We start from the raw sequence: 22,648 nt of genomic DNA on the forward strand, positions 1-22,648 counted from the left end.
GGAGGGATTACCCTGAAAGCCGAAGAATTACTGGAAATCGCGGTTCGCGCCGCGGACGATAAGCGCGCCACCGACATCGTGGCGCTGGACATGAAGGAAGTCAGCCTGCTGGCCGACTACTTCCTGCTGATGAACGGCGGCACCGTGCGCCAGGTGCAGGCGATCGTCGATGCCATCGAGGACAAGGTCGCCGAAGCCGGCGGCCCGGCCGTGCGCATCGAGGGCAAAAAGGACAGCAACTGGATTCTGATGGACTTCGGCGACGTCGTGGTCGACGTCTTCGTGCCGGAAGCCCGCGCCTTCTACAACCTGGAGAAGCTTTGGACCCAGGCGCCGTTGGTCGATCTGACGGCGTGGCTGAGCGAGGCATGATCTACAGCACATTCGCCCAAGTCTACGACACCCTGATGGACGACACCCTCTACGCGCAGTGGCGCGACTACGTGACCGCGCGCGTTGCGCCGCGCCACCAGCAGGTGCTGGAGCTTGCCGGCGGGTCCGGCAGCCTCGCGCTGCTTTTGGTGGCCGCAGGCTTTCAAGTGACCGACTTCGACCTGTCCGGGGAGATGCTGGCCCTGGCAGAGCAGAAGCTCACCGCGGCGGGGGTCGAGGTACCGCTGATCCTCGGCGATATGCAGGATCTGTCTGACATGCCGACCTACGACCTTGTGACCTGCTTCGACGACTCCATCTGCTACATGAAAGACCTCGAGGCGGTGACCAACGTGTTCCGCCAGGTCGCCTCGGTCCTGCCGGCCGGCGGCGACTTCATGTTCGACGCCCACTCGCTGTACCAGATGGACACCGTTTTCCCCGGCTACATGTACAACTACCAGACGGAGGATTACGCCTTCCTCTGGAGCAGCTACGAGGGGGAGGTGCCGCACGCCGTGGAGCACGACCTGACCTTCTTCGTGTACGACGAGGCGATCGACGCCTACCACCCCATGATTGAGACGCACCACGAGCGCACGTACGCACAGGCGGACTTTGAGGCGGCGCTTGACGCCGCCGGCTTCGACCTGGTGTCCACCACGGCGGACTTTGGGCGCGGTCCGGTCACCGAGACCAGCACCCGCTGGTTCTTTCACGCGCGCAAAAGGGCAGCGTGATGAAAGCGGTCGGGATGATTGCGGAGTTCAATCCGCTGCATAACGGCCACGTGCACGCCCTGGCCGAGGCGCGGCGCAAGGCCGCAGCCGACGTCGTGGTGGTGGTGATGGCCGGCAACTTCGTGCAACGCGGGGAGCCGGCCATTGTCGACAAGTGGGCCCGCGCCCAGGCCGCGCTGGCCAGCGGCGCCGACCTGGTGGTGGAGTTGCCGGTGTTCGACGCCGTGCAGGCCGCGGACGAGTTTGCGACCGGCGGCGTGGCGCTGCTGGCGGCGCTTGGGGTCTCGGCCCTGGCCTTTGGCACCGAGGACCCCGACTTGGACTACGCGGCGCTGGCCGAACGGCTGGCCGCAGCGCCGCCGGACAGCGCCCATTTTCGCGACTTCACCCAGACCTACGCCACCCAGCTGAACCGCTACTTCGAGGCGGTCGCGGGCGTGACCACCACCGCGCCGAACCTGATGCTCGGGCTCAGCTACGCGCAGGCCAGCCGCGCGCTCGACGCGCCGCTGACCCTGCTGCCGTTTCAGCGCCGCGGCGCCGACCACGATGCCGCGGCGGCCGCCGGGGCCACGGCCTCGGGCAGCGCGGTGCGCCGGGCGGTGGCCGCGGGCGAGCCGGTGGCAGCCCTTGTGCCACCGGCCACCGCGGCCGCGCTGGCGGCGGGCCCGCTGATGAGCTGGGCCCCGCTGTTTCCACTGCTGCGCCATCGGCTTCAAACCGCCGACCTGGCGGAGCTGCGCTGCGTCACCACAATGGCCGAGGGGCTGGAGTACCGCTTCACCCAGCAGATCGATGGGGCGGCGGACTTCGCCGATTTTCTCGCGCGGGTCAAGTCCAAGCGCTACACCAATGCCAGGTTGCGGCGCCTGGCGCTTTGCACGCTGCTGAACCTGACGGACGACCTGGTGGCGGCGGGGCGCGCCCACCGCTACCTGCACGTGCTGGGCTTCACCCCGGCCGGGCAGGCGTACCTGCACGAGGTGAAAAAGCAGGTGGGCCTGCCCCTGATCACCCGGGTCTCCGCCGACATGCTGGCTCCGGGCGGGCTGATGGCCGCGGAGCACCGCGCCGATCGGGTGATCGGCACGCTCACGCACACGACACAAGATTACGGTCGCGTCCCGCTCAGGGGGGCGGCCCAAGGAGGATACCATGCTTAAGTGGTCTTTGGCAGATTTGATGAAACACCGCAGCGCTCCGCTGACCTTCAGCGAGGTGCTGGCCCTTGAGGACGAGCTGACGGCCCGCGACCCCGAGATTCTGAGCGTCAGCCCGGTCGCGGTGAGCGGGGAGGTGCGCTTTTCGGAAGGCGACTTCATCGCCACCGTCAGCCTGAAGGGCAAGCTCGTGATTCCGTCGACGCGCAGCCTGACGCCGGTCGACTGGCCCCTAGACTTCACCTTCAGCGAGGTCTACGTCACCGCGGATTCCGACCGTGAAAAGTACGACGACGGCCAGCTCCTGATCGACCTGGACGGCGACGCGCTGGATTTGATGCCCGCGGTCACCGACCACATTCTGCTGGCGATTCCGATGCAGGTGCTGACCCCGGCCGAGGCCGAAACCGGCGAGATGCCGACCGGCACCGACTGGGCGGTGGTCTCGGAGGACGAGTACGAAGCCACCCACCAGGACGAGAAGCCCAACCCCGCGTTCGCGAAGCTTCAGGGGCTTTTCCCCGAAGACGACGGGGACGATAAGTGACGCCTGCCTTTAATTTGCCGCCCGAATTTGCTAAGATAAAGCAGGAACGCTGGATTTGACTTAAATTCACGTAATTAGCAGGAGGCAAAACATGGATAAACCACAGATTGGCGTCATCGGCATGGCCGTCATGGGCAAGAACCTGGCCCTGAACATCGAAAGCCGCGGCTACACCGTCGCCATTTACAACCGGACCGGCAGCAAGACCGAGGCCGTTGCCACGGAGCACGCGGACAAGCACCTGGTGCCAAGCTACACGATTGAGGACTTCGTGGCCAGCCTCGAGAAGCCGCGCCGCATCATCATGATGGTCAAGGCCGGCGCCGGCACCGACGCCGTGATCGGCCAGCTGCTGCCGCTGCTCGACAAGGGCGACGTGCTGATCGACGGGGGCAACACCTTCTTTGAGGACACCCGCCGGCGCAACGCCGAGCTGGACAAGTCCGGCATCAACTTCATCGGCATGGGCGTGTCGGGCGGCGAGCTCGGCGCCTTGCAGGGTCCATCCCTGATGCCGGGTGGCCAAAAGGCGGCCTACGACCTGGTCGCCCCGATTCTCAACCAGATTGCGGCCAAGGCCGACGAGGACGGCGAGGCCTGTGTCACCTACATCGGTCCCGACGGCGCGGGTCACTACGTCAAGATGGTCCACAACGGCATCGAGTACGGCGACATGGAGCTGATCGCGGAGTCTTACAACGTGATGCGCAACATGCTGCACATGTCGGTCGACGAAATCGCCGCCACCTTCAAGGAATGGAGTGAAGGCGAGCTGTCCTCCTACCTGATCGACATCACCGCCGAGATCCTGACCCGAAAGGACGACTTGGGGTCTGGCAAGCCGATCGTCGACTTGATTCTCGACGCCGCCGGCAACAAGGGTACCGGCAAGTGGAGCTCCCAGTCGGCGCTTGAGCTCGGCGTGCCGCAGAGCGTCATCACCGAGTCCGTCTACGCGCGCTACATCTCCGCGATGAAAGACGAGCGCGTGGCGGCCAGCAAGGTGCTGCCGCAGCCGGTCGGTAACGTCACCTTTGACGACAAGAAGCAGGCAATCGAGCTGATCCGCAAGGCGCTGTACTTCTCCAAGCTGATGAGTTACGCCCAGGGCTTCGAACAGATGCGCGTGGCCTCCGACCACTTCGGCTGGAACCTGGACTACGGCACCATCGCCAAGATCTGGCGTGCCGGCTGCATCATCCGCGCCAAGTTCCTGCAAAACATCACCGACGCCTACACCAAGGACGCTGAGTTGAAGAACCTGCTGTTGGATGACTACTTCAAGGCCATCGCCAAGAACTACCAGGAAAGCGTCCGCGACCTCGTCGGCTTTGCCGTAAAGGCCGGCGTGCCGGTTCCGGGTTTCTCCGCGGCGATCGCCTACTACGACTCCTACCGCGCAGAGGTGCTGCCGGCCAACCTGACCCAGGCGCAGCGCGACTACTTCGGCGCCCACACCTACAACCGCACGGACCGCGAGGGGACCTTCCACTTCCCGTGGTACGACGAGCAGTAACAGTTTCGATGATGCCAAATGGCGTCTGCCAGCGTTTCGCCCCGATGTGGCGGCGCTGGCAGACGCCGTTTTCGCATTCCGGGCCATCTCGGGTCATCGAACAATCGGTCCAAACGAGCGTACAGATTGTCGCGGCACCGTTGGTCTTGCCAGTGTGCCGCGCCGCCGGAGGCTGCCGTCGATGCCGCGCCGCCGGAGGCTGCCGCCGATGTCGCGGCAGCCTCACGCCTGTAGAACTGGCCAGCGGCTGGAAGCGGCATCGACAGCATTGGAATAGACCAATATAAAACTGGGCTCAAGACACGTTAATTAATCGTCATAGGTATAGACCGATAGAGATGGGCAAAGTGCCCACATTACGCAAAAAAATTGCTTGGTTAAAGCTTCGTGTGATAGTCAAAAAAAGGCGACTGTGTTACACTAGGCAGGCAAGAAGTTGCATGAGAAAACCCGCGCGTACCGCGCCCGATAATGAGAGAATCTCGGCGGGGCACGGTGAACTGATGAAACCGTGAAGGAGTAGAATGATGAGCCGAATTTTAATTATTGAAGATGAGAAAAACCTCGCCCGCTTCGTCGAGCTCGAGCTGAAGCACGAAGGTTACGAAACCGCCGTGCACTTCAACGGCCGCACCGGCCTGGAGGCGGCCCTGAACGAGGATTGGGATGCCATTCTGCTCGACCTGATGCTCCCGGAGCTCAACGGGCTTGAGGTTTGCCGCCGCGTGCGTCAGGTCAAAAACACCCCGATCATCATGATGACCGCTCGTGACTCCGTGATTGACCGCGTCTCCGGCCTCGACCACGGCGCCGACGACTACATCGTCAAGCCGTTCGCCATCGAGGAGCTGCTGGCCCGCCTGCGCGCGCTGCTTCGGCGCATCAGCATCGAGGGCGAGCACAACGCGGCCAAGCAGACCACGATCACGTACCGCGACCTGACCATCGAAAAGGAGAACCGGGTGGTCCGCCGCGGCGACGACATCATCGAGCTGACCAAGCGCGAGTACGAGTTGCTGTTGACTTTGATGGAGAACATCAACGTGGTTCTGGCCCGCGACGTGCTGCTTTCCAAGGTCTGGGGCTACCACTCAGACGTGGAAACCAACGTGGTCGACGTGTACGTCCGCTACATTCGCAACAAGATCGACCGGCCGGGTGAGCCGAGCTACATTCAAACCGTGCGGGGAACCGGTTACGTCATGCGCTCCTAATGGTCGCACCCAAGGGCGAACGCGCCCGCAGCCACCGCCTGCCGCTTGGCTTCAAGTGGACGGCGATCGTGGCAGCCGGAATCTTCGTCACCTTCACGGTCTTGTCCCTGGTTTTGGTCACCGTGATGCGGCAGATTCTGGTCGAGCAGGAGAAAAACAGCGTCAGTGACACCCTAAGCGCGGTCGAGCAGCGATTATCCCCAGTCGCTTCGAACCTCTCCGTGTCCACGGTGGAGCCGCGGGTGAACGGGACCAACAGCACCTACGCCCCGGCCTCCGACGGCGCCAAGAGCACCAGCGCCAGCACCAGCATTTTCTCCGATTCCGTGATTCAAAAAATTTCCCGCGCCGACATCAGCGTCGCGGTGTACGACGAGCAGGGCATGATTGTCTTCTCCTCGCACCACCACGATGAGCCGCTGATCGAGGTGGATACCACCAAGATCGACATGACCAAAAACAGCGAGTTTCAGGGCATGATCGGCAGTGCGCCGATCGTCTCGACAGTGACCGGCCACCGCATCGGCTACGTGCAGGTGACGGATCGCATGACCACGTTCTACGCGACCATGCGCCAGATCTGGACGCTGATCGGGGCGCTGTTCGCTGCGGCCCTGCTGGTGTCGTTGGCCATCGGCTTTTTCCTTGCCCGCAACTTCGTCAAGCCGATTAAGCTGATCACCAAGACCATCGACGTGGTCAACGAGGAGCCGCAAAGCAGCGTGCGCATTCCGCAGCTGCGGCGGCGCGACGAGCTGGGCGACCTGGTCATCGAGTTCAACGAGATGCTCGATCGCATCCAGCGCTTCATCGATCAGCAGGGCGAGTTCGTCCAGGACGTCTCGCACGAGCTGCGCACCCCCGTGGCGATTCTGGAGGGTCACCTCCAGCTGCTGAACCGCTGGGGCAAGGACGACCCGGAGGTGCTCGACGAGTCGCTTGCCGCAAGCCTCCAAGAGGTCACGCGCATGAAGAGCCTGATCCAGGAGATGCTGGACCTGACGCGGGCCGACCAGGTCGACGTGCAGTTCCCCAACGCGGTGTGCGACCTCAATCAGATCATCGAGCAGGTGGTCAACGATTTTCGCATGATTCACAGCGACTTCGTGTTCACGTTGGACAACGACCTGGCCGGGGCGACGTACATTCGCATGTACCGCAACCACCTAGAGCAGGTGCTGATCATCCTGCTGGACAATGCGGTCAAGTACTCCACCAACCGCAAGGAGATTCACGTCTCCGCCGCAGACAACAGCGACGGCGCCGCCGTGGCGGTGCAGGACTTCGGCGAGGGCATCAGCCCCAAGGACCGCGAGCGCGTGTTCAACCGCTTTTACCGCGTCGACAAGGCCCGCAGCCGGGAAAAAGGCGGCAACGGGCTTGGCCTGTCCATCGCGCAGCAGCTGGTTGAGAGCTACCACGGCGAGATCTCCGTTGACTCCGCCCTGGGCCACGGCTCGAGCTTTCGCATCGACCTGCCGGTGATCACACCGGAGCTTGCGGAAAAGCTGCGCGCCCAGGAGGCGGCCAAGGCCGCCGCCGACCAACCGCAGCTGCACAGCCAGCTGTAAGTCGCCATTCGCAAGCAGAAAGGAGCGCCGTCATGGCCGACCGTGATCTTCTGGATGAGTACATCGACGTCTACATGACCGGGTTCAAGTACGTCGGGGACCTGGTCTCCGAGCCGATGAAGCAGTACAAGTTGTCTTTCGAGCAGTTCCTGATTATGCGCGACCTGAACCGCGGCTCCAAGCTGTCGATTTCCGACGTGGCCAAGACCCGCGGCGTGACCCGGGCGGCGATTTCGCGTCAGATCAAGACGCTTCTTGAGAACGACTACATCGTCCAGGAGCGCGACCCGGTCGACCGCCGGCGCCTGTACCTGCGGCTGACAACCACCGGCGAGCGGGTCACCACCGAGCTGAACTCGGTGATCCACCAGCGCTTCTACGGGTGGGTGTCTCAGATCGGCACTGCCGACGCCGACGACCTGCTGCGCATCATGCGCCGGGTCGCCACCGAGATCATCCGCTGAGCGCAATCAAATTCGTTTTCAAGGCCGTGCCGGCTGGCGCGGCCTTTTTGGTTTTTGGTTTTCCCGGGAATGCGGCAGTTATCGCGGGCGCGCAATGCCCAGTGTGGCCGAGTCGCGGCCGACCGGCGCGACCCGCAATTTGACCGGAAACGGGGCAATTTACTGCGTTTGGCATAATTTAGAGTAGCCGCCTTTTTCCCGGTGCGCGATGACGGGCGGATGACAGGAGGGGGTGAGGGGATGGATCTGTTAATGGCGCTGTTACGGCAGGCGGTCGCGGCCTGGGCCAGCGACCTGTACCTGCTGCCTAAGCCAAGCGGGTACGAGGTGATCATGCGCACCAGCGCAGGACTTGAGGTGCTGCGGACGGTGCCCCAGGCAGAGGGACAGCGGTGGCTCAACTTCCTCAAGTACCAGGCGGGGATGAACGTGAGCGAGCACCGGCGCGTCCAGCTCGGCGCGGTCGTGCTGGAGGGCCTGGCAACACCGCTTCGGTTGTCCACGGTGGCGGATCACGCCGGGCTCGAGACGTTGGTGGTGCGCTTCCTCCACGGGGTGCCGCCGCTTGATGCCGGAAGTCGGCCGGTGGTCGAGCGGCTGCTGGGCTTGGCGAGTCGACGGGGGCTGATTGCGCTGAGCGGCCCGACCGGCAGTGGCAAGACCACGCTGCTGTACCAGGTGGCGCGGGAGCTGTCCGCGACCCAGATGGTGATGACCATCGAGGACCCGGTGGAGATTGTCGAGCCCCAGTTCCTTCAGCTGCAGGTCAACCCGGAGGCGGAGATGAGCTACGCCGCGCTGCTCAAGGCGGCGCTGCGGCACCGGCCGGATGTGCTTTTGATCGGCGAGGTCCGCGACTTCGAGACGGCGCAGCAGGCGTGCGAGGCCGCCATCAGCGGGCACCTCGTGTTGACCACGGTGCACGCCCGCACCGCGGACCTAGTGCCGCTGCGGCTGCAGGCGCTGGGCGTCGCGCCGTCTTTGGTCGCGGCCGCGCTGACTGCGGCCGGGGCCGTTCGGCTGGTGCAGGCGCCCGCCCCGCACCCCGTGGTGACGATTGCGGTGTTCGACCGCGGGGCGGCGTCGTGACCCGCCGGCTGCCGCATACGGCCCAGCTGGCGGCGGGGCGGGATCTGATCAGTCTGCTGCAGGTCGGTTTTCCCCTGGCGACAGGCGTGGCCTACCTCGGCGTGAGCCAACCTAGGTACCAGACCCACTGGGCGGTGCTCGCCTTGCAGCTAGAGGCCGGGGCCAGCGTTGCCGACGCGCTGGCCGGTGCCGGCTTTGACGCCGTGCTCGTCACGCAGGCGGCCCTGGCCGGCACGCACGGGCGCCTTTCCGCCGCGCTGACGGCAGGCTTGGACTTCCTGCAGCTTCAGCAAACCGGCTGGCGCAGGCTTCGGCAGCTGCTGGTGTACCCGGCGGTGCTGCTTGGTTTTCTGGCGGTGATTCAGGCGGTGCTGTGGGTGCAGGTCCTTCCGGCGCTCGGGGCGGACGGCACGCAGACGCTGCGGCAGCAGGCGCTGGCCGTCGCGGGTGTGGGACTGCTAGTCCTGCCGGCAGTGTGGGGCTGGCACCGCCTCTCGCCACTGCACCGCGGCCGGCTGATGCTGCGGCTGCCCGGAGTTCGGGGCTTAGCGCTTGGCTACTACCGCTACCAGTTCGTCAGTGGCGCGGCGCAGTTTCTCGCCGGCGGGCTGCCGCTGACGGCGTACCTGACACAGCTGGCGGCGCTTGAGCCAAACGTCCTCAGCGTCGCGGCACAGGGAATGCTGTCGCGGGTGGCGGCCGGTGAGAGCCTCGATGCGGCGCTGGACCACCCGCTGGTGTATCCACCGGCGCGTAAGCTGCTGGCGCTGGGCCAGACCCCGGCCCTGGTCACGGCCGGCATGGCACTGCTGGCCAAAGAGCTGATGGCGGCGCTGACGGCCCGCAGTGAGCGGTTGCTCGCCTTGGTGCAGCCGCTGATGTTTCTGCTGATCGGAATTCAGATTGTGCTGATGTACCAGACGCTTCTGGGACCGCTGTACGGCGGGGGAGGGTTCGGATGATGACATTGATAAAACATGGTCGGCGCACGCGCCGCGCGTTCACGCTGATCGAGGTGCTGGCCGCGCTCGGGCTGATCATCGTGCTGACGCTGACCCTGGTGGTGACGATTCGCGCGCAGGTCCAGCAGGCCAACGACAAGCAGCTGGAGGCGACGGTGGCCAGCGTGAACACCCAGATTGAGGTGGCCTACGCCGCGCCGGGCGCGGAGGCGGCCGATTTCGGCAGCACCGCGAGCCTGGTGGCGGCCAAGATCATCACCGCCGATCAGCAAAAGGCGCTGGCGTCCGGAGCGAGCTACCAGGCCCAGGATAAGCCGCCTAAGTTCGTGGTCAAATGATCAGGCGGGCCTTCACGCTGATCGAGGTGCTGGCGGTGCTGGCGCTGACCGCCGCCACCCTTTTGATCGGCGTCCGCATCGGCCACGCGGTGATCGTCCAACGCGAGCAGGAGCAGTTCTTCGCGGCACTGATCGACGAGTGGGACGACGCGCGGCACTCAGCGCTCTTGGTGGGGCAGACCGGTTCGCTCTCTTACAGCCAGTCGCGCATCGCCTTTCAGCTGACCGATTCGCCCGGCCTGCAGTGGGAGCTGCCGATGCCGGCGAGCCTGACGCTGGTGAACAAGGAGGGGGTGCCGCTGACGTACGGTAGTCACGTTCTGATATCGAAAAATGCTGGGACGTTCAAGAGTGTGCGGACGCTATACTTTGTCCGTCAGCAAGGCGGGCGGGTCGCACTATCGTTCAACATGAGCTGGGGGATGATCACACGCGTAGACGACTGAAGGGACTGCTGCTTGCGGAGCACCTCGGCGCACTCGCCGTAGTGGCGCTGGTGGTTGCCACGGTGCTTTTGGTGCAGCGCGCCTACCAGGTTCAGGTGGTGCCGGCCCGCACGGAAGCAAGTGCCTGGTACGCCGCCCGCGCGGGGCTTTCGTACCTGAGCCCCGACCGCGATGGTGAGGTGACCATCACGGTGGGCGATGCGAACTATCTGGTCCGCAACCACGGGACAACACTGGAGGTGTGGCTGAATGGGCAAAAGCTTGAGACGTGGCCGTGAGCGTGCGGCCTTCACGCTGGTCGAGGCGGTGGCGGCCCTGGCGCTTTTGACCGCGGCAATCGGGGCGTGGGTCGAGGCGGTGAGTGCGGGACTTAAGGTCTGGACGCACGAGCGCGCCACGCTTAACGGCATGGCCGCGGAGCGGGCGCTGGCCGCCTACACGAAAGGTAAGCCGCTGACCGTCGAGGACGGTGGTGGCCGGCTAAGTATGCCGGGGCTGACCAAGTACGGTCAACCGACCACGGTCTACGTCGAGGTCTACCAGCCGCCAAAGGATGCACCGGCGATGCTTCGCGTGACCACGGCCATCGGCGGCCACATGCCGCTGGTCGAAAACGTGGCCAGCATTAGCTTCACCGCGCTTGGCAATGGTCACATTGGCTTTCGCTTAGTGTTTCTCGATTCGGCGGTCGTGATGGGGGTGCTCGATGAGACGGAGTAGCGCCAGTGCCATGCTTTCGGCGCTGGTGCTTTTGGGCGTGGTGCTGCTGGCCGCGGCGGCACTGACGCGCCAGTTCACCGTCTGGCACGACGAGTACAGCAGCCAGTTCGTGGTGGAACGGAAGCTGTTTGTGCCCGCCTACAAGCGGTGGCAGGAGCAGAGCCCGGCGGCGACGGCGGGTCAAACGCCGCGGTGATGCGAAAGAAACCGCTTGATTATGATACAGTTGACCGGTAGAATTGGTCATGTACATTTAAGGAGGCACTATGTCAAACGCACATTTGAAGTCGTTGTACGCGGCGCTAGAAGCCGCAACGGCGCTGCTGCACAAGCAGCTGGACCAGAGCTACCTCGACTGCGCAGTGGAGATTGGCGACGACCTCCTTGCAGGCAAGATTGCGCAGCTTGACGGGCGGCCCAACCAGGCCACGGTGGCGGCGCTCCAGGAACTGCTCGACCCGATTGACCTGAGCACCTTCACTGCCGAAGAGATCCGCGAGGCCTTCCAGCTGGTTTTGGTCAAGGCCATTCAGGTCGACGGCATCGAGCCCAACAAGCAGGTCACGCCGGACTTGATGGCCGGGCTTGCGACCTTTCTGGTGACCACCTTCGTCAAGCAGGCTAAGCCGCTGACGGTGATCGACCTGGCGGCGGGCTCCGGCAACCTGGTGTACGCCGTCGTGAACCGGCTGCACGAGGCGCTTGGGGTGACCACGCGCGGCGTGCTGGTCGATAACGACGACCTGCTGCTGAGCTTCGCCGACATGAGCGGTCGGGCCCAGCAGCTGGACGTGACGCTGTACCACCAGGACGCGCTGGCGCAGCTTCCCGCCACCGACGGCGACATCGCCGTGTCGGATCTGCCGGTCGGCTACTACCCGCTGGACGAGCGGGCCAAGCAGTTCGAGACGGCGGCGTCAAGCGGGCACAGCTTCGCCCACCACCTGCTGATCGAGCAGAGCATGCGGGCGCTTCGGCCGGGCGGGCTCGGGCTGTTCTTCGTGCCGAGCGGCGTGTTCCAGTCCGAGGAGGCCGCGGGGCTGGTCGCCTGGCTGACCGCGCACGTGCACTTCCAGGGGCTGCTCAACCTGCCGACCACGCTTTTTGCCACCGCGGCGGCGCAAAAGTCACTGCTGGTGCTGCAAAAGCCGGGACCTGGCACGCACCAGGCCAAGCAGGTGCTTTTGGGCACCTTCCCGGACCTGAACGATCAGCAAGCCTTCAGCGCCTTTCTCGGTGAAGTGCGCACTTGGTCTGCAACTAATTTAGAGGAGATGTAACAATGTCAAAGATTCTTGCAATTAACGCCGGTAGCTCCACCCTGAAGTGGAAGCTGTTCGTCATGCCGGAGGAAACCGTGATCGCCAGCGGCATGGTTGACCGCATGGGCCTGACCGATTCCGAGTTCAAGGTGAAGTACGGCGACGGGCAAAAGTACGTCGTGATCAAGGACATCCCGACCGCTGACATGGCGGTGGACATGCTGCTCAAGGCCCTGATCGAGCTTAACATCATCAAGGACTACGCCGAGATCGAAGGCGTCGGTCACCGCATCGTGGCCGGCGGCGAGCGCTTCAAGGAATCCGAGCTGCTGACCGCCGACTCCCTGAAGGAAGTCGACGCCCTGGCGGAGTACGCACCGTTACATAACCCGGCCGAGGCCAATGGCATTCGCGCCTTCATGAAGCTTCTGCCAGGGGTGCCGGAGGTCGGCGTGTTCGACACGTCCTTCCACACCACGATGCCGAAGATGAACTACCTGTACTCCATCTCGCAGGACTACTACAAGAAGTACGGCGCCCGCAAGTACGGGGCACACGGCACCAGCCACCGCTACGTTTCCCACCGCGCCGCCGAGATGCTCGGCAAGGACCTCAAGGACCTACGCATGGTCACCATGCACCTGGGCTCCGGCGTGTCCATCACGGCCGAAAAAGACGGCAAGTCCTTTGACACCTCGATGGGCTTCACGCCGCTGGCCGGCGTCACGATGAGTACCCGTAGCGGCGACATCGACGCCTCCCTCGTGGCCTTTTTGATGCAAAAGCTCAACCTGTCCGATCCGCAGGACATCATCGACATCCTGAACAAGCAGTCCGGGCTGTACGGCATCTCCGGTCTGTCGCCGGACATGCGCGAGATCGAAAACTCCCGCGAGGAGCGGCCGGACTCCCAGCTGGCCATCGACATCTTCACCAACCGCATCGTGAAGTACGTCGCCGGCTACATCGCGGAGATGGGCGGCATCGACGTGCTGGTCTTCACCGCCGGCATGGGCGAGGGCGACAAGCGCGAGCGCAAGCGCATCATCGAGGGGCTGTCCGTCTTCGGGGCCAAGATCGACGACGAGCGCAACGACGTCATGGCCAAGGAGCGCGTGATCTCAAGCGACGACTCCAAGGTCAAGGTGCTTCTGGTGCCGACCAACGAAGAGCTGATGATTGCCCGCGACGTGGTTCGCCTGAGCAAGTAAACACAAACGGGTGGGGGCCTCGGTCCGCACCCGTTTTTGAACCCGGTGCCCCACTGCGGGACCGGGAAACGGAGGAATCGCATGAGTCTGATGAATTACGCGCTGCTGGCGGTGCTGCTGGTGGCGGTCGGGGCGCTCCTGTACGTGCGCCACACGCTGGTGTACAAGGCGCGGCTGCGGCCCTGGTGGCTGACCTTCTACCTCGCCGCCGCAGCTTTGATGGTCGCCTTCACGCTGGCCACCAGCCACACGCTGGACGACTACGCAAGCGGCGCCTTCATCGTGGGGATGCTTCTGGTCTTCGCCGGGTGGCGGCGGGGCATCAGCCACCTGGAGCTGGTCAACGGCTTTGGCAGCATGCGGCCGCTGTCGCAGCTCACGCAGGTGCAGCTGAGCGCGGACAAGGGCGGCACGCTTTTGGTCGCCACGGTCGGTCAGGTGACGGTCGTGAAGATGCGCTTCGCCCAGGCGCCGGCGGTTTTGGCCAAGTACCTGAAGCGGCAGATGCCGCCGGAGCGCGTGGTCATGCCGAAGTGAATTAATTTCACCTTGCACTAAATAAAGTGAACAAAACCGCGTGGTGACGGCTCACCACGCGGTTTTTTGCCGTCGCGGCGCGGTTCGTGGGCTTTGTGACGCGCCCGGGAACTGGTATACTGACGACATGTTTGGAGGAGAGTCTATGTCTGAAACGCCCGCACAACCCGAGCTTGCCCGCAGCCTGAAGAGTCGGCACATTCAACTGATCGCCATCGGTGGCACCATCGGCACCGGCCTGTTCCTCGGCGCCGGGCAGTCGATTCACCAGGCGGGGCCCTCGATCCTGCTGGCCTACCTGCTGGCCGGGGGCATGTGCTTCTTCCTGATGCGGGCGATGGGGGAGCTTCTGCTGTCGGACCTGTCACAGCACAGCTTCGTCGACTTCATCGGCCGCTACATGGGCCAAGGTGCCGCGTTTGTCACCGGGTGGACCTACTGGGTGTGCTGGCTGGCCATCGCGATGGCCGAGGTGACGGCCGTCGGGATGTACATCCGCTACTGGCTGCCGCAGCTACCGCAGTGGGTGCCCGGGCTGATCGCGCTACTTCTTTTGGTGCTGCTCAACCTGATCTCCGTCGGGCTGTTCGGGGAGGCGGAGTTCTGGTTCGCGTTGATCAAGGTGGCCGCCATCGTCGCGCTGATTGTCGTCGGCGCGTGGATGATCATCGTGCACTACCGCACGACCAGCGGCACCGCCGGGCTTTCAAACCTGGTCAGCCACGGGGGCTTTTTCCCCAAGGGGGCCGGGGGCTTCCTGGCGTCCCTGCAGATGGTGACCTTCAGCTTCGCCGGGGTTGAGATGGTGGGGCTGACGGCCAGCGAAACCGCCGACCCGAAAAAGGTCATCCCCGAGGCGATCAACGAGCTACCGCTGCGCATCATTCTCTTCTACATCGGCGCGCTGTTCGTGATCATGTGCATCTACCCGTGGTCCGCGGTCAGCCCGGACACCAGCCCCTTCGTGCAGGTGTTCGACAACGTCGGGGTGCGCGCGGCCGCCGACATCATCAACTTCGTCGTGCTCACCGCGGCCGCCTCGGCCTGCAACTCCAGCCTGTTTTCCACCGGGCGGATGCTGTTCTCCCTGACCTTGGGCAGCGACAACCGCTTCCTGCGTCGCTTCGGCCGGCTGTCGCGCCGCCAGGTTCCGGCCAACGCGATCCTCGCGTCGAGCCTCATCATCGCGCTGGCGGTGGTGCTGAACCTCCTGCTGCCGGGCGCGGTGTTCAAGCTGATCTCAAGCGTCGCCACGACCAGCTTCCTGTTCGTCTGGGGGATGATCATCCTGGCCCACATGAAGTACCGGCGTCAAAATCCGACGGCCGACACGTTCAGGGCCCCGTGGTTCCCGGTTGGCGACTACCTGGCGCTGGCCTTCCTGGCCGTGACCGGGGTGGTGATGCTGGCCCGCGCGGACACGGCGCTGCCAGCCATTCTGGCCATCGTCTGGCTGCTGGCCGTCGGCGCCGGGTACCGGCTGACGCGCCGACGCGCCCGCTGACGGTGTCGCAGGGCAGCGGCGTACGTGGCGCACGGCATTAACGTGCCGCGCCGGTCATCACGACCAAAAAGATAGGCGCCAGCCCTCTCGCGTGAGAGGACTGGCGCCTATTTGCGTCCTGTGGGTTACTTGGTGTGCGTGATCGGCGCCTGCTTGGGCGCGGTTTCCTCGTCGGGGAGGGTGACGGTGAAGGTGGTGCCGACGTTGGGCTTGGAGGCCACGTCGATGGTGCCGCCGTGCAGCGTCACCAGTTGGTGCACGATCGCCAGACCGAGGCCGGACTCGCCGTACTTGGTGTTCTTGCGCGATGGATCGGCCTTGTAGTAGCGCTCCCAGATGTTTTTGAGCTGGTCTTCGCTCATGCCGATGCCCGTGTCCGCCACGGCGAACTCGGTCTGGTGGTAGCCGGCCTTGGCGCTCAGCGTGATGGTGCCGTTTTGGGTGAACTGGATCGCGTTTTGCGCGATGTTGAACATCACCTGCACGAAGCGGTCGTGATCGGCGTACACCGGCACGTCCGCCGCCGATTCGAGCACCAGCTTGTCGCCGGCGGCCGCGGCCTTTTGGCTCAGCTGCGAGACGATGTCCTGCAGCGCCTCGGTCGCGTTGAAGGTCTGCTTCTTGAGCAGAATCTGGTTGGTGCGAATCTTCTCGTAGTCGAGGTTCTCGTTGACCAGGCGGATCAGGCGCTTGGTTTCGTTGCGCATCAGCGTGATCGACTGGCCCTTGCTCTCCTCGGGAATCGCGTCGTAGGCCAGGCCCTCGAGCAGGCCGTTGATGGTTGTCAGCGGCGTGCGCATCTCGTGGGCCGCGTCGGCCATGAACTGGCGCCGTCGCTCCTCCTGGCGGTGAATCTCGGCCTGGCTGTCGCGCAGGGACTGAACCATGTCCTGGAAGTCGTTGGCGAGGTCGGCCACCTCGTCGTGGCTCTTGGAACGCAGGTTCAGGTCCACGTCGTAGTCGCCCTCCGCGACCTGGTGGGTGACCTGGCGCAGGCGGTTGATGCGGCCGACCTGGTAGCGCGCCACGAAGTAGGAGACGACCACCGCCACCAGCGCGGACAGCAGGAAGGCGATGAACAGGTTGTACTCGGTCTTGCGAATCGAGCTTTGGATGTTGTCGACCGGCGCGTAGGCGGCGACGACGAACAGCAACTTGTTGCTGAGGAAAACGGGCCGGTAGTAGATAGTCATGCTCTGCTGCTTGCCGTTGCGTGGGTCGGTGGTCAGCTCGGGAAGGGCGACCGAGGTGCCTTCCTTGAGCTTCGCCCAGGTTTTGGCCTCGATGCTGACGGCGCTTTGGGCCTGCTGGTTGGGGTAGACCGCCGCGTTGTCGGCGTTGTAGATGATGAAGCGCACCCGCTGATTCTGCAGGATTTTCTCCGAGTTCTGGATGAAGGCGGCGTTGGGTTCAAAGGCGCTGCGGGCGACGTTGACCTGCAGGGCGTTATCGGCGAGCACGTCCGTGTACTCCTCGAGCTGATCGAAGCTGTTGGACCAGACGTTGGCGGTGGTGGAGCGGATGAACAGCACCGACACGATCGCCATCATGACGAAGATGACGCCGAAAATCGCCAGCATCTGCTGATAAAGCATCTTCATGCTTGCGTGTCCAGGGCGGAGTCATCGAACTTGTAGCCGACGCCCCACACGGTCTGAATGATCTGCGGGCCGACCTTCTCGATCTTCTGCCGCAGCTTCTTGATGTGGGCGTCCACGGTCCGCTCGTCGCCGTAGTACTCATAGTCCCACACCAGCTGCAGCAGCTGCTCGCGCGAGAAGACCTGCTTGGGATTTTTGGCCAGCGTGTGCAGCAGGTCGAACTCCTTGGGCGTCAGCCCCTCGATCAAAGACGAGTCGAGGTAGGCCTCGCGCGTCTTGGTGCTGAGCTTGAAGTGCGCGGTGACCACGTCGAAGTCGCCGCTCGGGGTGTCGCCCTCCGCCGCCGGGGCCACCTCGACCTCCGCGCGCCGGTGCAGCGCCTTGATGCGCGCGACCAGCGTGATGGGGGAGAAGGGCTTGGTGACGTAATCGTCGGCGCCGAGCTCAAGGCCGAGCACCTGGTCGCTTTCGGAGTCGCGCGCCGTCAGCATAATCAGCGGCACCGTCGCCGACAGCTTGCGAATCTCCTGGGCCACCTGCATCCCGTCCATCTTCGGCAGGTTCAGGTCCAAGGTGATGATGTCGAAGCTGTCCGGTGCGGCCTTGAACAGGGCCAGACCCTCCTCGCCGTCGTACCCGTTGACGACCTCCCACTTCTCCTTCTTGAAAAACATGTCCATCATCTGAGCAACGCTTTCGTTGTCTTCAATCATCAGAATTTTCATATCTTACTCCTCAATTGTCTGCTGCCTGCGCCGTTTTCCGGGCGTTTCGGGACCGCGGCCGTGGCCACGTTGGCCGCGCTTTTTGCGGTTGGTTTCTTCATGTTTCAGATTAGCACGCCACCCACGCTTTGACAAACGATTCCAAGCCGTGCTACCATATAGGGTGCAATATCGGGGGTGTAATGGTCTCGACATTTGTTTTGGCACGTGTGGTGCACTCCGGAGTCCGGCTCCGTCATCAACGGACACAGTTAATTTAACTGCAAACAACGAAAACTCTTACGCTCTGGCTGCTTAATCGCGTCTTAGCGTGATCCTCCCGTTGTCGCTCAAGCGGCGGATCTGGGTCTCAAATTAATTGGGCTACGGTCGCTGTTCCCGTCTGCATCAGCGACAAGAGATTATCAGACTAGCGCTTGCGGGTTAGCCCTGTGATCTGGCGCGCCGCCTGCGCGAACTTCAAATAAGCTCACTATGAGTGTAGAGCTGCACGTCGCGGGGCTGATGGACAGGAGTTCGATTCTCCTCACCTCCATTGGAGATCTAGAATGCCGGTATACCGGCATTTTTTTGTGCCTTTAGTTTCAAGAATTAACGCTGATTTACTATGTCGGGTAACATTTTGGTAACATCAAAAAATTGCTGGGCAGGCGGTGACCGCGGCCGGCGATGTAAGACCGCGTGCCTGTGCCCTATTATGGTCTCACGAATCCGTGAAGCGGCCGCGATTGAAATGTGAAGAATTATCATCACACGGCTGGGCGTCCGCCTGCGGACCGATGCTGGCCGCAGGCGTTAGTGCGATAATGAGTCAAAGTGGAGGTGGGCTTATGGGGGACCTGTTGGGGATGCTGCTGGAGTTTCTGCTCGAGCCGGTGATCGAGTACCTGTTTGCGCCGAGTTACGCGCCGAACCGGCCGCGGCGCAACCGGGTGCGCTTCGGCATCGCCGGGGTCGTCAACCTCGTCGGCGTCGGGTTCAGCGGCTGGCTGCTCTTTGCCACGCTGCGGGGGCGCCTGGAGTGGGGGCTGGTGTTGGTTGCACTGCTGCTGCTCGCGCTGTTCGTGGGTCTTTTGGTGCGGCTCGCCGTGACGCTGGTACGCGGGCGCCGCGCCGCGGCCAAGGCCAAGCCGCAGCGGCCCGCGGCCGACGGGTACCGCGAAGATCACCTGTAAATCGTAAACATTTTGGAACACGTGTCTAGCTTTCGTGGTACAATTAGGGCAACATTTTGGTACGGGGGTCTTGCCCATGGAAAAGTATTACATTGTTGATAGTTCCATTCTGCCCGAGGTGGTCGATAAGGTGATCAAGGCGCGCAACCTGATCGAAAACGGCCAGGTGCGCCAGGTCTCCGAGGCGGTCAAGATGGTGGGCATCAGCCGCGGCACGTACTACAAGTACAAGGACTATGTCTTCATGCCGGACGCCGGACTCACCCAGCGCAAGGCCGTGATCTCGCTGATGCTGCACCACGACCGCGGCATCCTGTCGGAGGTGCTGAACACGATGTCGGCGGCCGATGCCAGCATCGTGACGATCAACCAGAACATCCCGATTCACGACTGGGCCAGCGTGGTGATCTCCTTTGACATCTCCAACCTCAAGGGCACGGTCGACGACCTGATGGCGTCGTTGAAGCGCTCCCGCGGGGTGACCGACGTGACGCTGATCTCCGTCGAGTAGGCACGACGCGAACCACGAATTGAAGCACGCAAGGGCTGGGACTCACCCGGCCCTTTTTTGCTGCCCAAAACCGGTCTCAGTCGTAGGCGTTGCCGCCGTTGTGGCCGCCGACCAGCCCGGCACGCGAGATGGCGGTGGCGCCCTGCAGCAGACTGGTGGCGTAGACCAGCCGGGTGAAGCCGAAGCGGGTTCTGATGGCGTCCAGCGCGCGGTTGAGGTCGCTTCGGTGCAGCTGGGTGCGCACCGGCTCCAGCAGGTTGAGCTGTTCGCCGCAGTCGGGGCTCAGGTGGCCGGTGCTGACGGCCACGTTGCGCACGACCTGACCGTCCCAGGCGCTGCGAAACAGGCGCACCAGGGCGGCGCTGAGCTCTGCGTCCTGGTTGGTCGGGGGAATCGTCGCGCTGTGGCTGAAGCCGGTGCGTTTCTCCTCCTCGCTGGCGGCGTAGGAGAAGCCGATGCTCAGGCTGACGCGCCCGGCCTTTTGGTGGTGATGGCGCAGCCGGGCCGCGACCTGCTGGCCAATCTCGGTGACCACCCGCTCGATTTCGGCCTGCGTCGCGTAGTCGCGCGGCAGGACCTGCGAGTTGCCGATGCTCGGGGACTTGACCCGGTGCCGCCGAGACAAGACGGTGCGGTCGATGCCCCAGGCCAGGGCGTACAGCTGCGTGCCGATGACGCCGAACTCCGCCTTCAGCGCGGCTTGATCGAGGTGGGCGAGATCGTACACGCTGGTCACACCGAGGCGATTCAGGCGCCTGGCGATGCGCGCCCCGATGCTCCAGATGCTGTCCAGCTCGGTGATCGGCCAGATGCGCGCGGCAAAGGTGGCGTAGCTGAGCGTGCCGATGAGGTCGGGCGTGTGCTTGGCAAAAAGGTCCAGGGCAAGCTTGGCCTGAAGCGGGTTCTCGCCGATGCCGATGGTGACGTACAGGCCCAACTCGCGGTGCACCGTGTCTTGGATGCGGCGGGCGACGGCGTAGGGCGAGCTGCCGAAGAGGCGCCAGGAGCGGGTGACGTCGAGCACCGACTCGTCAATCGAGTAGGGCCAGCAGTCCCCGCCGGCGGTGAAGCGCTGAAAAATCGCGTTGATGGCGAGGTTGCGCTTGATGTACAGGTTCATGCGCGGCGGCACGACAATCAGCCGCGGGTCCTGGGGCAGGTCGCGCTGGCGGCTGACGTTGGCCTGCAGACCGTAGCGCTTCTTGGCGGTCGGCGAGGTCGCCAGAATCAGGCCGCCGTTGGTGTTTTCCTGCTCGGACATCACCACGAGCGGCGTCTTGAGCGGGTTCAGGTGCCGCGCGACGCACTCCACGGAGGCGTAAAAGGACTTGTTATCGATCAGGAACACCACGCGGTGGGCTTCAGCTGCGTACGTCATGGAATCACCTCACGCTCATTATACAAACGTATGTTCGTAAAACGCAAGGTGGGAAGCCGCGGTGTCATGATCGGGCTGTGGCGCGCGGCAGCAAAAAAGGACGGGTCCATTGGACGCGTCCTTGAGATTGGCGAGGCTCATCGATGTGGTGCCGTTGGCTGCGCTCAGTGCGAGTCGGCGGTCAGCGGCGCGAGGTCTGGCGCCGTCCACCAGCTCGTGCCGGGGTGGGCCGCCACCAGGTTGGTGTCCGTGGTCAGCACCAGCAGGCTTGTGGCGGTGCGCCGCACGGCCGCCGTGGCACTATTCATGAAGTAGCGCTTCTCCTGAAGCGTCATGCTGGCGGGAAAATCGGTCATCAACAGGAAGCGGCGGCCGGCGAACAGGCCGCGGAAGAGCTGCAGGTACAGGCTTTGCGCCGGAGTCAGCGCGGCGGCCGGCTCGTCCAGCTGCATGAGATCGCGTTGGATGGCCTGCGGAATCAGGTCGGTCGGCTGGGTCTGCCCGTTGATCAGCAGGTTGGCGCGGACGCTGAGGTAGGGCACGATGCCGGTTTCGTGCTGGTCGACCATGCCAAGGGTTTTGATTGCGCCGCTTGCGACGAAGGCCTGGGTGTAGCTGCGGGCCGTGGTGGCCAGCGCGGCGGCGTCCTGGGCGTAGATGAAGTACAGGTCGGCCGGGGTGAAAAGCTGCTGCAGGCGGGCCTGGAAGGCCGTGGCAGCGTGGTTGTGAAAGATTGGCATATTGGGCCCTCCTTTTTGGGTGGAATTAGGCGGCTTGACGCGGATGGCGCAGCCGGAAGCGCTGATGCGTCAGCTGGCAGAGCCAAGCCGCGGCCTGGCCGACGGTGGTTGCGCCGACCACGGCCGCGAGGGTCCAGACCTCGCCGCTCAGCGCAAGCGCCGGTTTGGGTCCGAGCGGCTGGTTCGGGGCCAGCAGGCCGGGGCCGCTGAAGGTGGTGACGTGCTGGTGCATCAGCTGATTGAGGTCGCGGGCGACCGTGCCGTCGGTCAGCGTGCCCTTGAGCTGGTCGTTGAAGGTGGTGCGGGTCAGGTGGCCGAGCCAGTCGGCGACGGTGGTGCCGAACAGCAGGCACAACAGCCAGATGCCGAGGAAGGCGGCTAGGGCGACAATCAGGCCTTCAAGCAGGTACTGGCCGAGGATGGCGCCGGTGGGTTTGCCGACCAGCATGTAGGCCAGGCTCTCCTCGCGGCGCCGGTGGGCGAACACGAGCGCGAGCACGAAGCTGACCAGCGCGGTGCCGGCGATCAGGGCCGCCCAGGTCCAGAGGATGCGGACGTCCAGCTGGCCGTAAGTGGCCTTGACGCTGCTCACCAGCTGGCCGGCCTTGCTGACGGCGCTCGGGGTGAACTGCGCGAGCCGGTCGCTGAAGTTCTGGCGCATGCCAAGGCCCTGGGCGCGCACGGTGAGCGTCACAATGCTGGCGGCGCACAGCAGCAGCACAAAGCCGAACTCGGCCAGGTAGGCACGGCGGTGGTACCGCAGCGCCGCGAACGTGCGCGTGAGAAACTGCATGTGACCGCCTCCTTGCCGTCATTCGAATTTGAGGTGTGACCACCTCGACACTAATGAGTATAGCCGGGACTT

At 63.9% G+C, this 22,648-nt stretch carries 26 protein-coding genes and 1 other RNA gene; 22 read left to right on the forward strand and 5 right to left on the reverse strand.

Annotation, left to right across the window (positions count from 1 at the left end; translation table 11 throughout):
* Window positions 1-12 precede the first annotated feature (12 nt).
* The 19 genes from rsfS (at window position 13) to LE416_RS03195 (ending at window position 15,653) form a co-directional block, all read left to right on the forward strand.
* Window positions 13-372 (forward strand): ribosome silencing factor, encoded by a 360-nt coding sequence (gene rsfS / locus LE416_RS03105; protein WP_225047829.1) that lies wholly within the window; start codon window positions 13-15, stop codon window positions 370-372.
* Window positions 369-1,112: a class I SAM-dependent DNA methyltransferase gene (locus LE416_RS03110; RefSeq protein ID WP_225047029.1), complete on the forward strand. Its 744-nt coding sequence runs from the start codon at window positions 369-371 to the stop codon at window positions 1,110-1,112. The genes rsfS and LE416_RS03110 overlap by 4 nt, the downstream gene beginning before the upstream one ends.
* On the forward strand, window positions 1,112-2,275 hold the full coding sequence (locus LE416_RS03115; RefSeq protein WP_225047830.1) for a nucleotidyltransferase: 1,164 nt from the start codon (window positions 1,112-1,114) through the stop codon (window positions 2,273-2,275). Before LE416_RS03110 ends, LE416_RS03115 begins: the two co-directional genes overlap by 1 nt.
* Window positions 2,268-2,819 carry a YceD family protein gene (locus LE416_RS03120; protein ID WP_225047030.1) on the forward strand — a complete coding sequence of 184 codons (552 nt, stop codon included), beginning with the start codon at window positions 2,268-2,270 and terminating at the stop codon, window positions 2,817-2,819. Before LE416_RS03115 ends, LE416_RS03120 begins: the two co-directional genes overlap by 8 nt.
* 91 nt (window positions 2,820-2,910) lie before the next feature.
* Window positions 2,911-4,335, forward strand: coding sequence for an NADP-dependent phosphogluconate dehydrogenase (gene gndA, locus LE416_RS03125; RefSeq protein WP_225047031.1), 1,425 nt, complete (start codon window positions 2,911-2,913; stop codon window positions 4,333-4,335).
* A 527-nt stretch (window positions 4,336-4,862) separates the two neighbouring features.
* Window positions 4,863-5,549 carry a response regulator transcription factor gene (locus LE416_RS03130; RefSeq protein ID WP_225047032.1) on the forward strand — a complete coding sequence of 229 codons (687 nt, stop codon included), beginning with the start codon at window positions 4,863-4,865 and terminating at the stop codon, window positions 5,547-5,549.
* Window positions 5,549-7,120, forward strand: coding sequence for a HAMP domain-containing sensor histidine kinase (locus LE416_RS03135; protein WP_225047033.1), 1,572 nt, complete (start codon window positions 5,549-5,551; stop codon window positions 7,118-7,120). The genes LE416_RS03130 and LE416_RS03135 overlap by 1 nt, the downstream gene beginning before the upstream one ends.
* 32 nt (window positions 7,121-7,152) lie before the next feature.
* Window positions 7,153-7,584: a MarR family winged helix-turn-helix transcriptional regulator gene (locus LE416_RS03140; RefSeq protein WP_225047034.1), complete on the forward strand. Its 432-nt coding sequence runs from the start codon at window positions 7,153-7,155 to the stop codon at window positions 7,582-7,584.
* A 240-nt stretch (window positions 7,585-7,824) separates the two neighbouring features.
* Window positions 7,825-8,673 (forward strand): ATPase, T2SS/T4P/T4SS family, encoded by an 849-nt coding sequence (locus LE416_RS03145; protein ID WP_225047035.1) that lies wholly within the window; start codon window positions 7,825-7,827, stop codon window positions 8,671-8,673.
* A complete protein-coding gene (locus tag LE416_RS03150; RefSeq protein WP_225047036.1) occupies window positions 8,670-9,635 on the forward strand; it encodes a type II secretion system F family protein in 966 nt (321 codons plus the stop codon). The genes LE416_RS03145 and LE416_RS03150 overlap by 4 nt, the downstream gene beginning before the upstream one ends.
* Window positions 9,632-9,973: a type II secretion system protein gene (locus tag LE416_RS03155; RefSeq protein ID WP_225047037.1), complete on the forward strand. Its 342-nt coding sequence runs from the start codon at window positions 9,632-9,634 to the stop codon at window positions 9,971-9,973. Before LE416_RS03150 ends, LE416_RS03155 begins: the two co-directional genes overlap by 4 nt.
* Window positions 9,970-10,419, forward strand: coding sequence for a prepilin-type N-terminal cleavage/methylation domain-containing protein (locus tag LE416_RS03160; RefSeq protein ID WP_225047038.1), 450 nt, complete (start codon window positions 9,970-9,972; stop codon window positions 10,417-10,419). The genes LE416_RS03155 and LE416_RS03160 overlap by 4 nt, the downstream gene beginning before the upstream one ends.
* Before the next feature lie 62 nt (window positions 10,420-10,481).
* Window positions 10,482-10,697 (forward strand): hypothetical protein, encoded by a 216-nt coding sequence (locus LE416_RS03165; protein WP_225047039.1) that lies wholly within the window; start codon window positions 10,482-10,484, stop codon window positions 10,695-10,697.
* Entirely contained in the window at window positions 10,669-11,139 is a 471-nt protein-coding gene (locus LE416_RS03170; RefSeq protein WP_225047040.1) for a hypothetical protein, read from the forward strand. Before LE416_RS03165 ends, LE416_RS03170 begins: the two co-directional genes overlap by 29 nt.
* The gene (locus tag LE416_RS03175; protein WP_225047041.1) at window positions 11,126-11,335 is read left to right on the forward strand and encodes a hypothetical protein; all 210 of its coding nucleotides are present in this window, start codon (window positions 11,126-11,128) and stop codon (window positions 11,333-11,335) included. Before LE416_RS03170 ends, LE416_RS03175 begins: the two co-directional genes overlap by 14 nt.
* A gap of 70 nt (window positions 11,336-11,405) precedes the next feature.
* Window positions 11,406-12,419, forward strand: coding sequence for a class I SAM-dependent methyltransferase (locus LE416_RS03180; protein WP_225047042.1), 1,014 nt, complete (start codon window positions 11,406-11,408; stop codon window positions 12,417-12,419).
* A gap of 2 nt (window positions 12,420-12,421) precedes the next feature.
* Complete coding sequence (locus LE416_RS03185) at window positions 12,422-13,612, forward strand: acetate/propionate family kinase (protein ID WP_225047043.1); 1,191 nt, start codon at window positions 12,422-12,424, stop codon at window positions 13,610-13,612.
* A gap of 81 nt (window positions 13,613-13,693) precedes the next feature.
* On the forward strand, window positions 13,694-14,149 hold the full coding sequence (locus LE416_RS03190) for a hypothetical protein (protein ID WP_225047044.1): 456 nt from the start codon (window positions 13,694-13,696) through the stop codon (window positions 14,147-14,149).
* Window positions 14,150-14,294: 145 nt separating this feature from the next.
* Window positions 14,295-15,653: an amino acid permease gene (locus LE416_RS03195; protein WP_225047045.1), complete on the forward strand. Its 1,359-nt coding sequence runs from the start codon at window positions 14,295-14,297 to the stop codon at window positions 15,651-15,653.
* Window positions 15,654-15,778: 125 nt separating this feature from the next.
* Here LE416_RS03195 and LE416_RS03200 read toward each other — a convergent pair whose 3' ends face one another.
* Window positions 15,779-17,254 (reverse strand): sensor histidine kinase, encoded by a 1,476-nt coding sequence (locus LE416_RS03200; RefSeq protein ID WP_225047046.1) that lies wholly within the window; start codon window positions 17,252-17,254, stop codon window positions 15,779-15,781.
* Window positions 17,251-17,979: a response regulator transcription factor gene (locus tag LE416_RS03205; protein WP_225047047.1), complete on the reverse strand. Its 729-nt coding sequence runs from the start codon at window positions 17,977-17,979 to the stop codon at window positions 17,251-17,253. Before LE416_RS03205 ends, LE416_RS03200 begins: the two co-directional genes overlap by 4 nt.
* A gap of 173 nt (window positions 17,980-18,152) precedes the next feature.
* Between LE416_RS03205 and ssrA the strand changes: the two genes are divergently transcribed.
* The 3 genes from ssrA to LE416_RS03220 all read left to right on the forward strand — a co-directional run bounded on the left by ssrA (window position 18,153) and on the right by LE416_RS03220 (window position 19,665).
* Window positions 18,153-18,517, forward strand: a transfer-messenger RNA (tmRNA) gene (gene ssrA / locus LE416_RS03210).
* A gap of 292 nt (window positions 18,518-18,809) precedes the next feature.
* Window positions 18,810-19,154 (forward strand): hypothetical protein, encoded by a 345-nt coding sequence (locus tag LE416_RS03215; protein ID WP_225047048.1) that lies wholly within the window; start codon window positions 18,810-18,812, stop codon window positions 19,152-19,154.
* 76 nt (window positions 19,155-19,230) lie between these two features.
* Window positions 19,231-19,665, forward strand: coding sequence for an ACT domain-containing protein (locus LE416_RS03220; RefSeq protein WP_225047049.1), 435 nt, complete (start codon window positions 19,231-19,233; stop codon window positions 19,663-19,665).
* Between the two features lie 76 nt (window positions 19,666-19,741).
* On the opposite strand, the gene LE416_RS03225 is transcribed toward LE416_RS03220, so the two are convergent.
* The 3 genes from LE416_RS03225 to LE416_RS03235 all read right to left on the reverse strand — a co-directional run bounded on the left by LE416_RS03225 (window position 19,742) and on the right by LE416_RS03235 (window position 22,576).
* Complete coding sequence (locus tag LE416_RS03225) at window positions 19,742-21,043, reverse strand: Y-family DNA polymerase (protein ID WP_225047050.1); 1,302 nt, start codon at window positions 21,041-21,043, stop codon at window positions 19,742-19,744.
* A 164-nt stretch (window positions 21,044-21,207) separates the two neighbouring features.
* Complete coding sequence (locus LE416_RS03230) at window positions 21,208-21,783, reverse strand: hypothetical protein (protein WP_225047051.1); 576 nt, start codon at window positions 21,781-21,783, stop codon at window positions 21,208-21,210.
* Window positions 21,784-21,808: 25 nt separating this feature from the next.
* Window positions 21,809-22,576: a hypothetical protein gene (locus tag LE416_RS03235; RefSeq protein ID WP_225047052.1), complete on the reverse strand. Its 768-nt coding sequence runs from the start codon at window positions 22,574-22,576 to the stop codon at window positions 21,809-21,811.
* Window positions 22,577-22,648: the final 72 nt, after the last annotated feature.

It is taken from the genome of Lacticaseibacillus kribbianus, assembly GCF_020180945.1.
Lineage (GTDB): Bacteria > Bacillota > Bacilli > Lactobacillales > Lactobacillaceae > Lacticaseibacillus > Lacticaseibacillus kribbianus.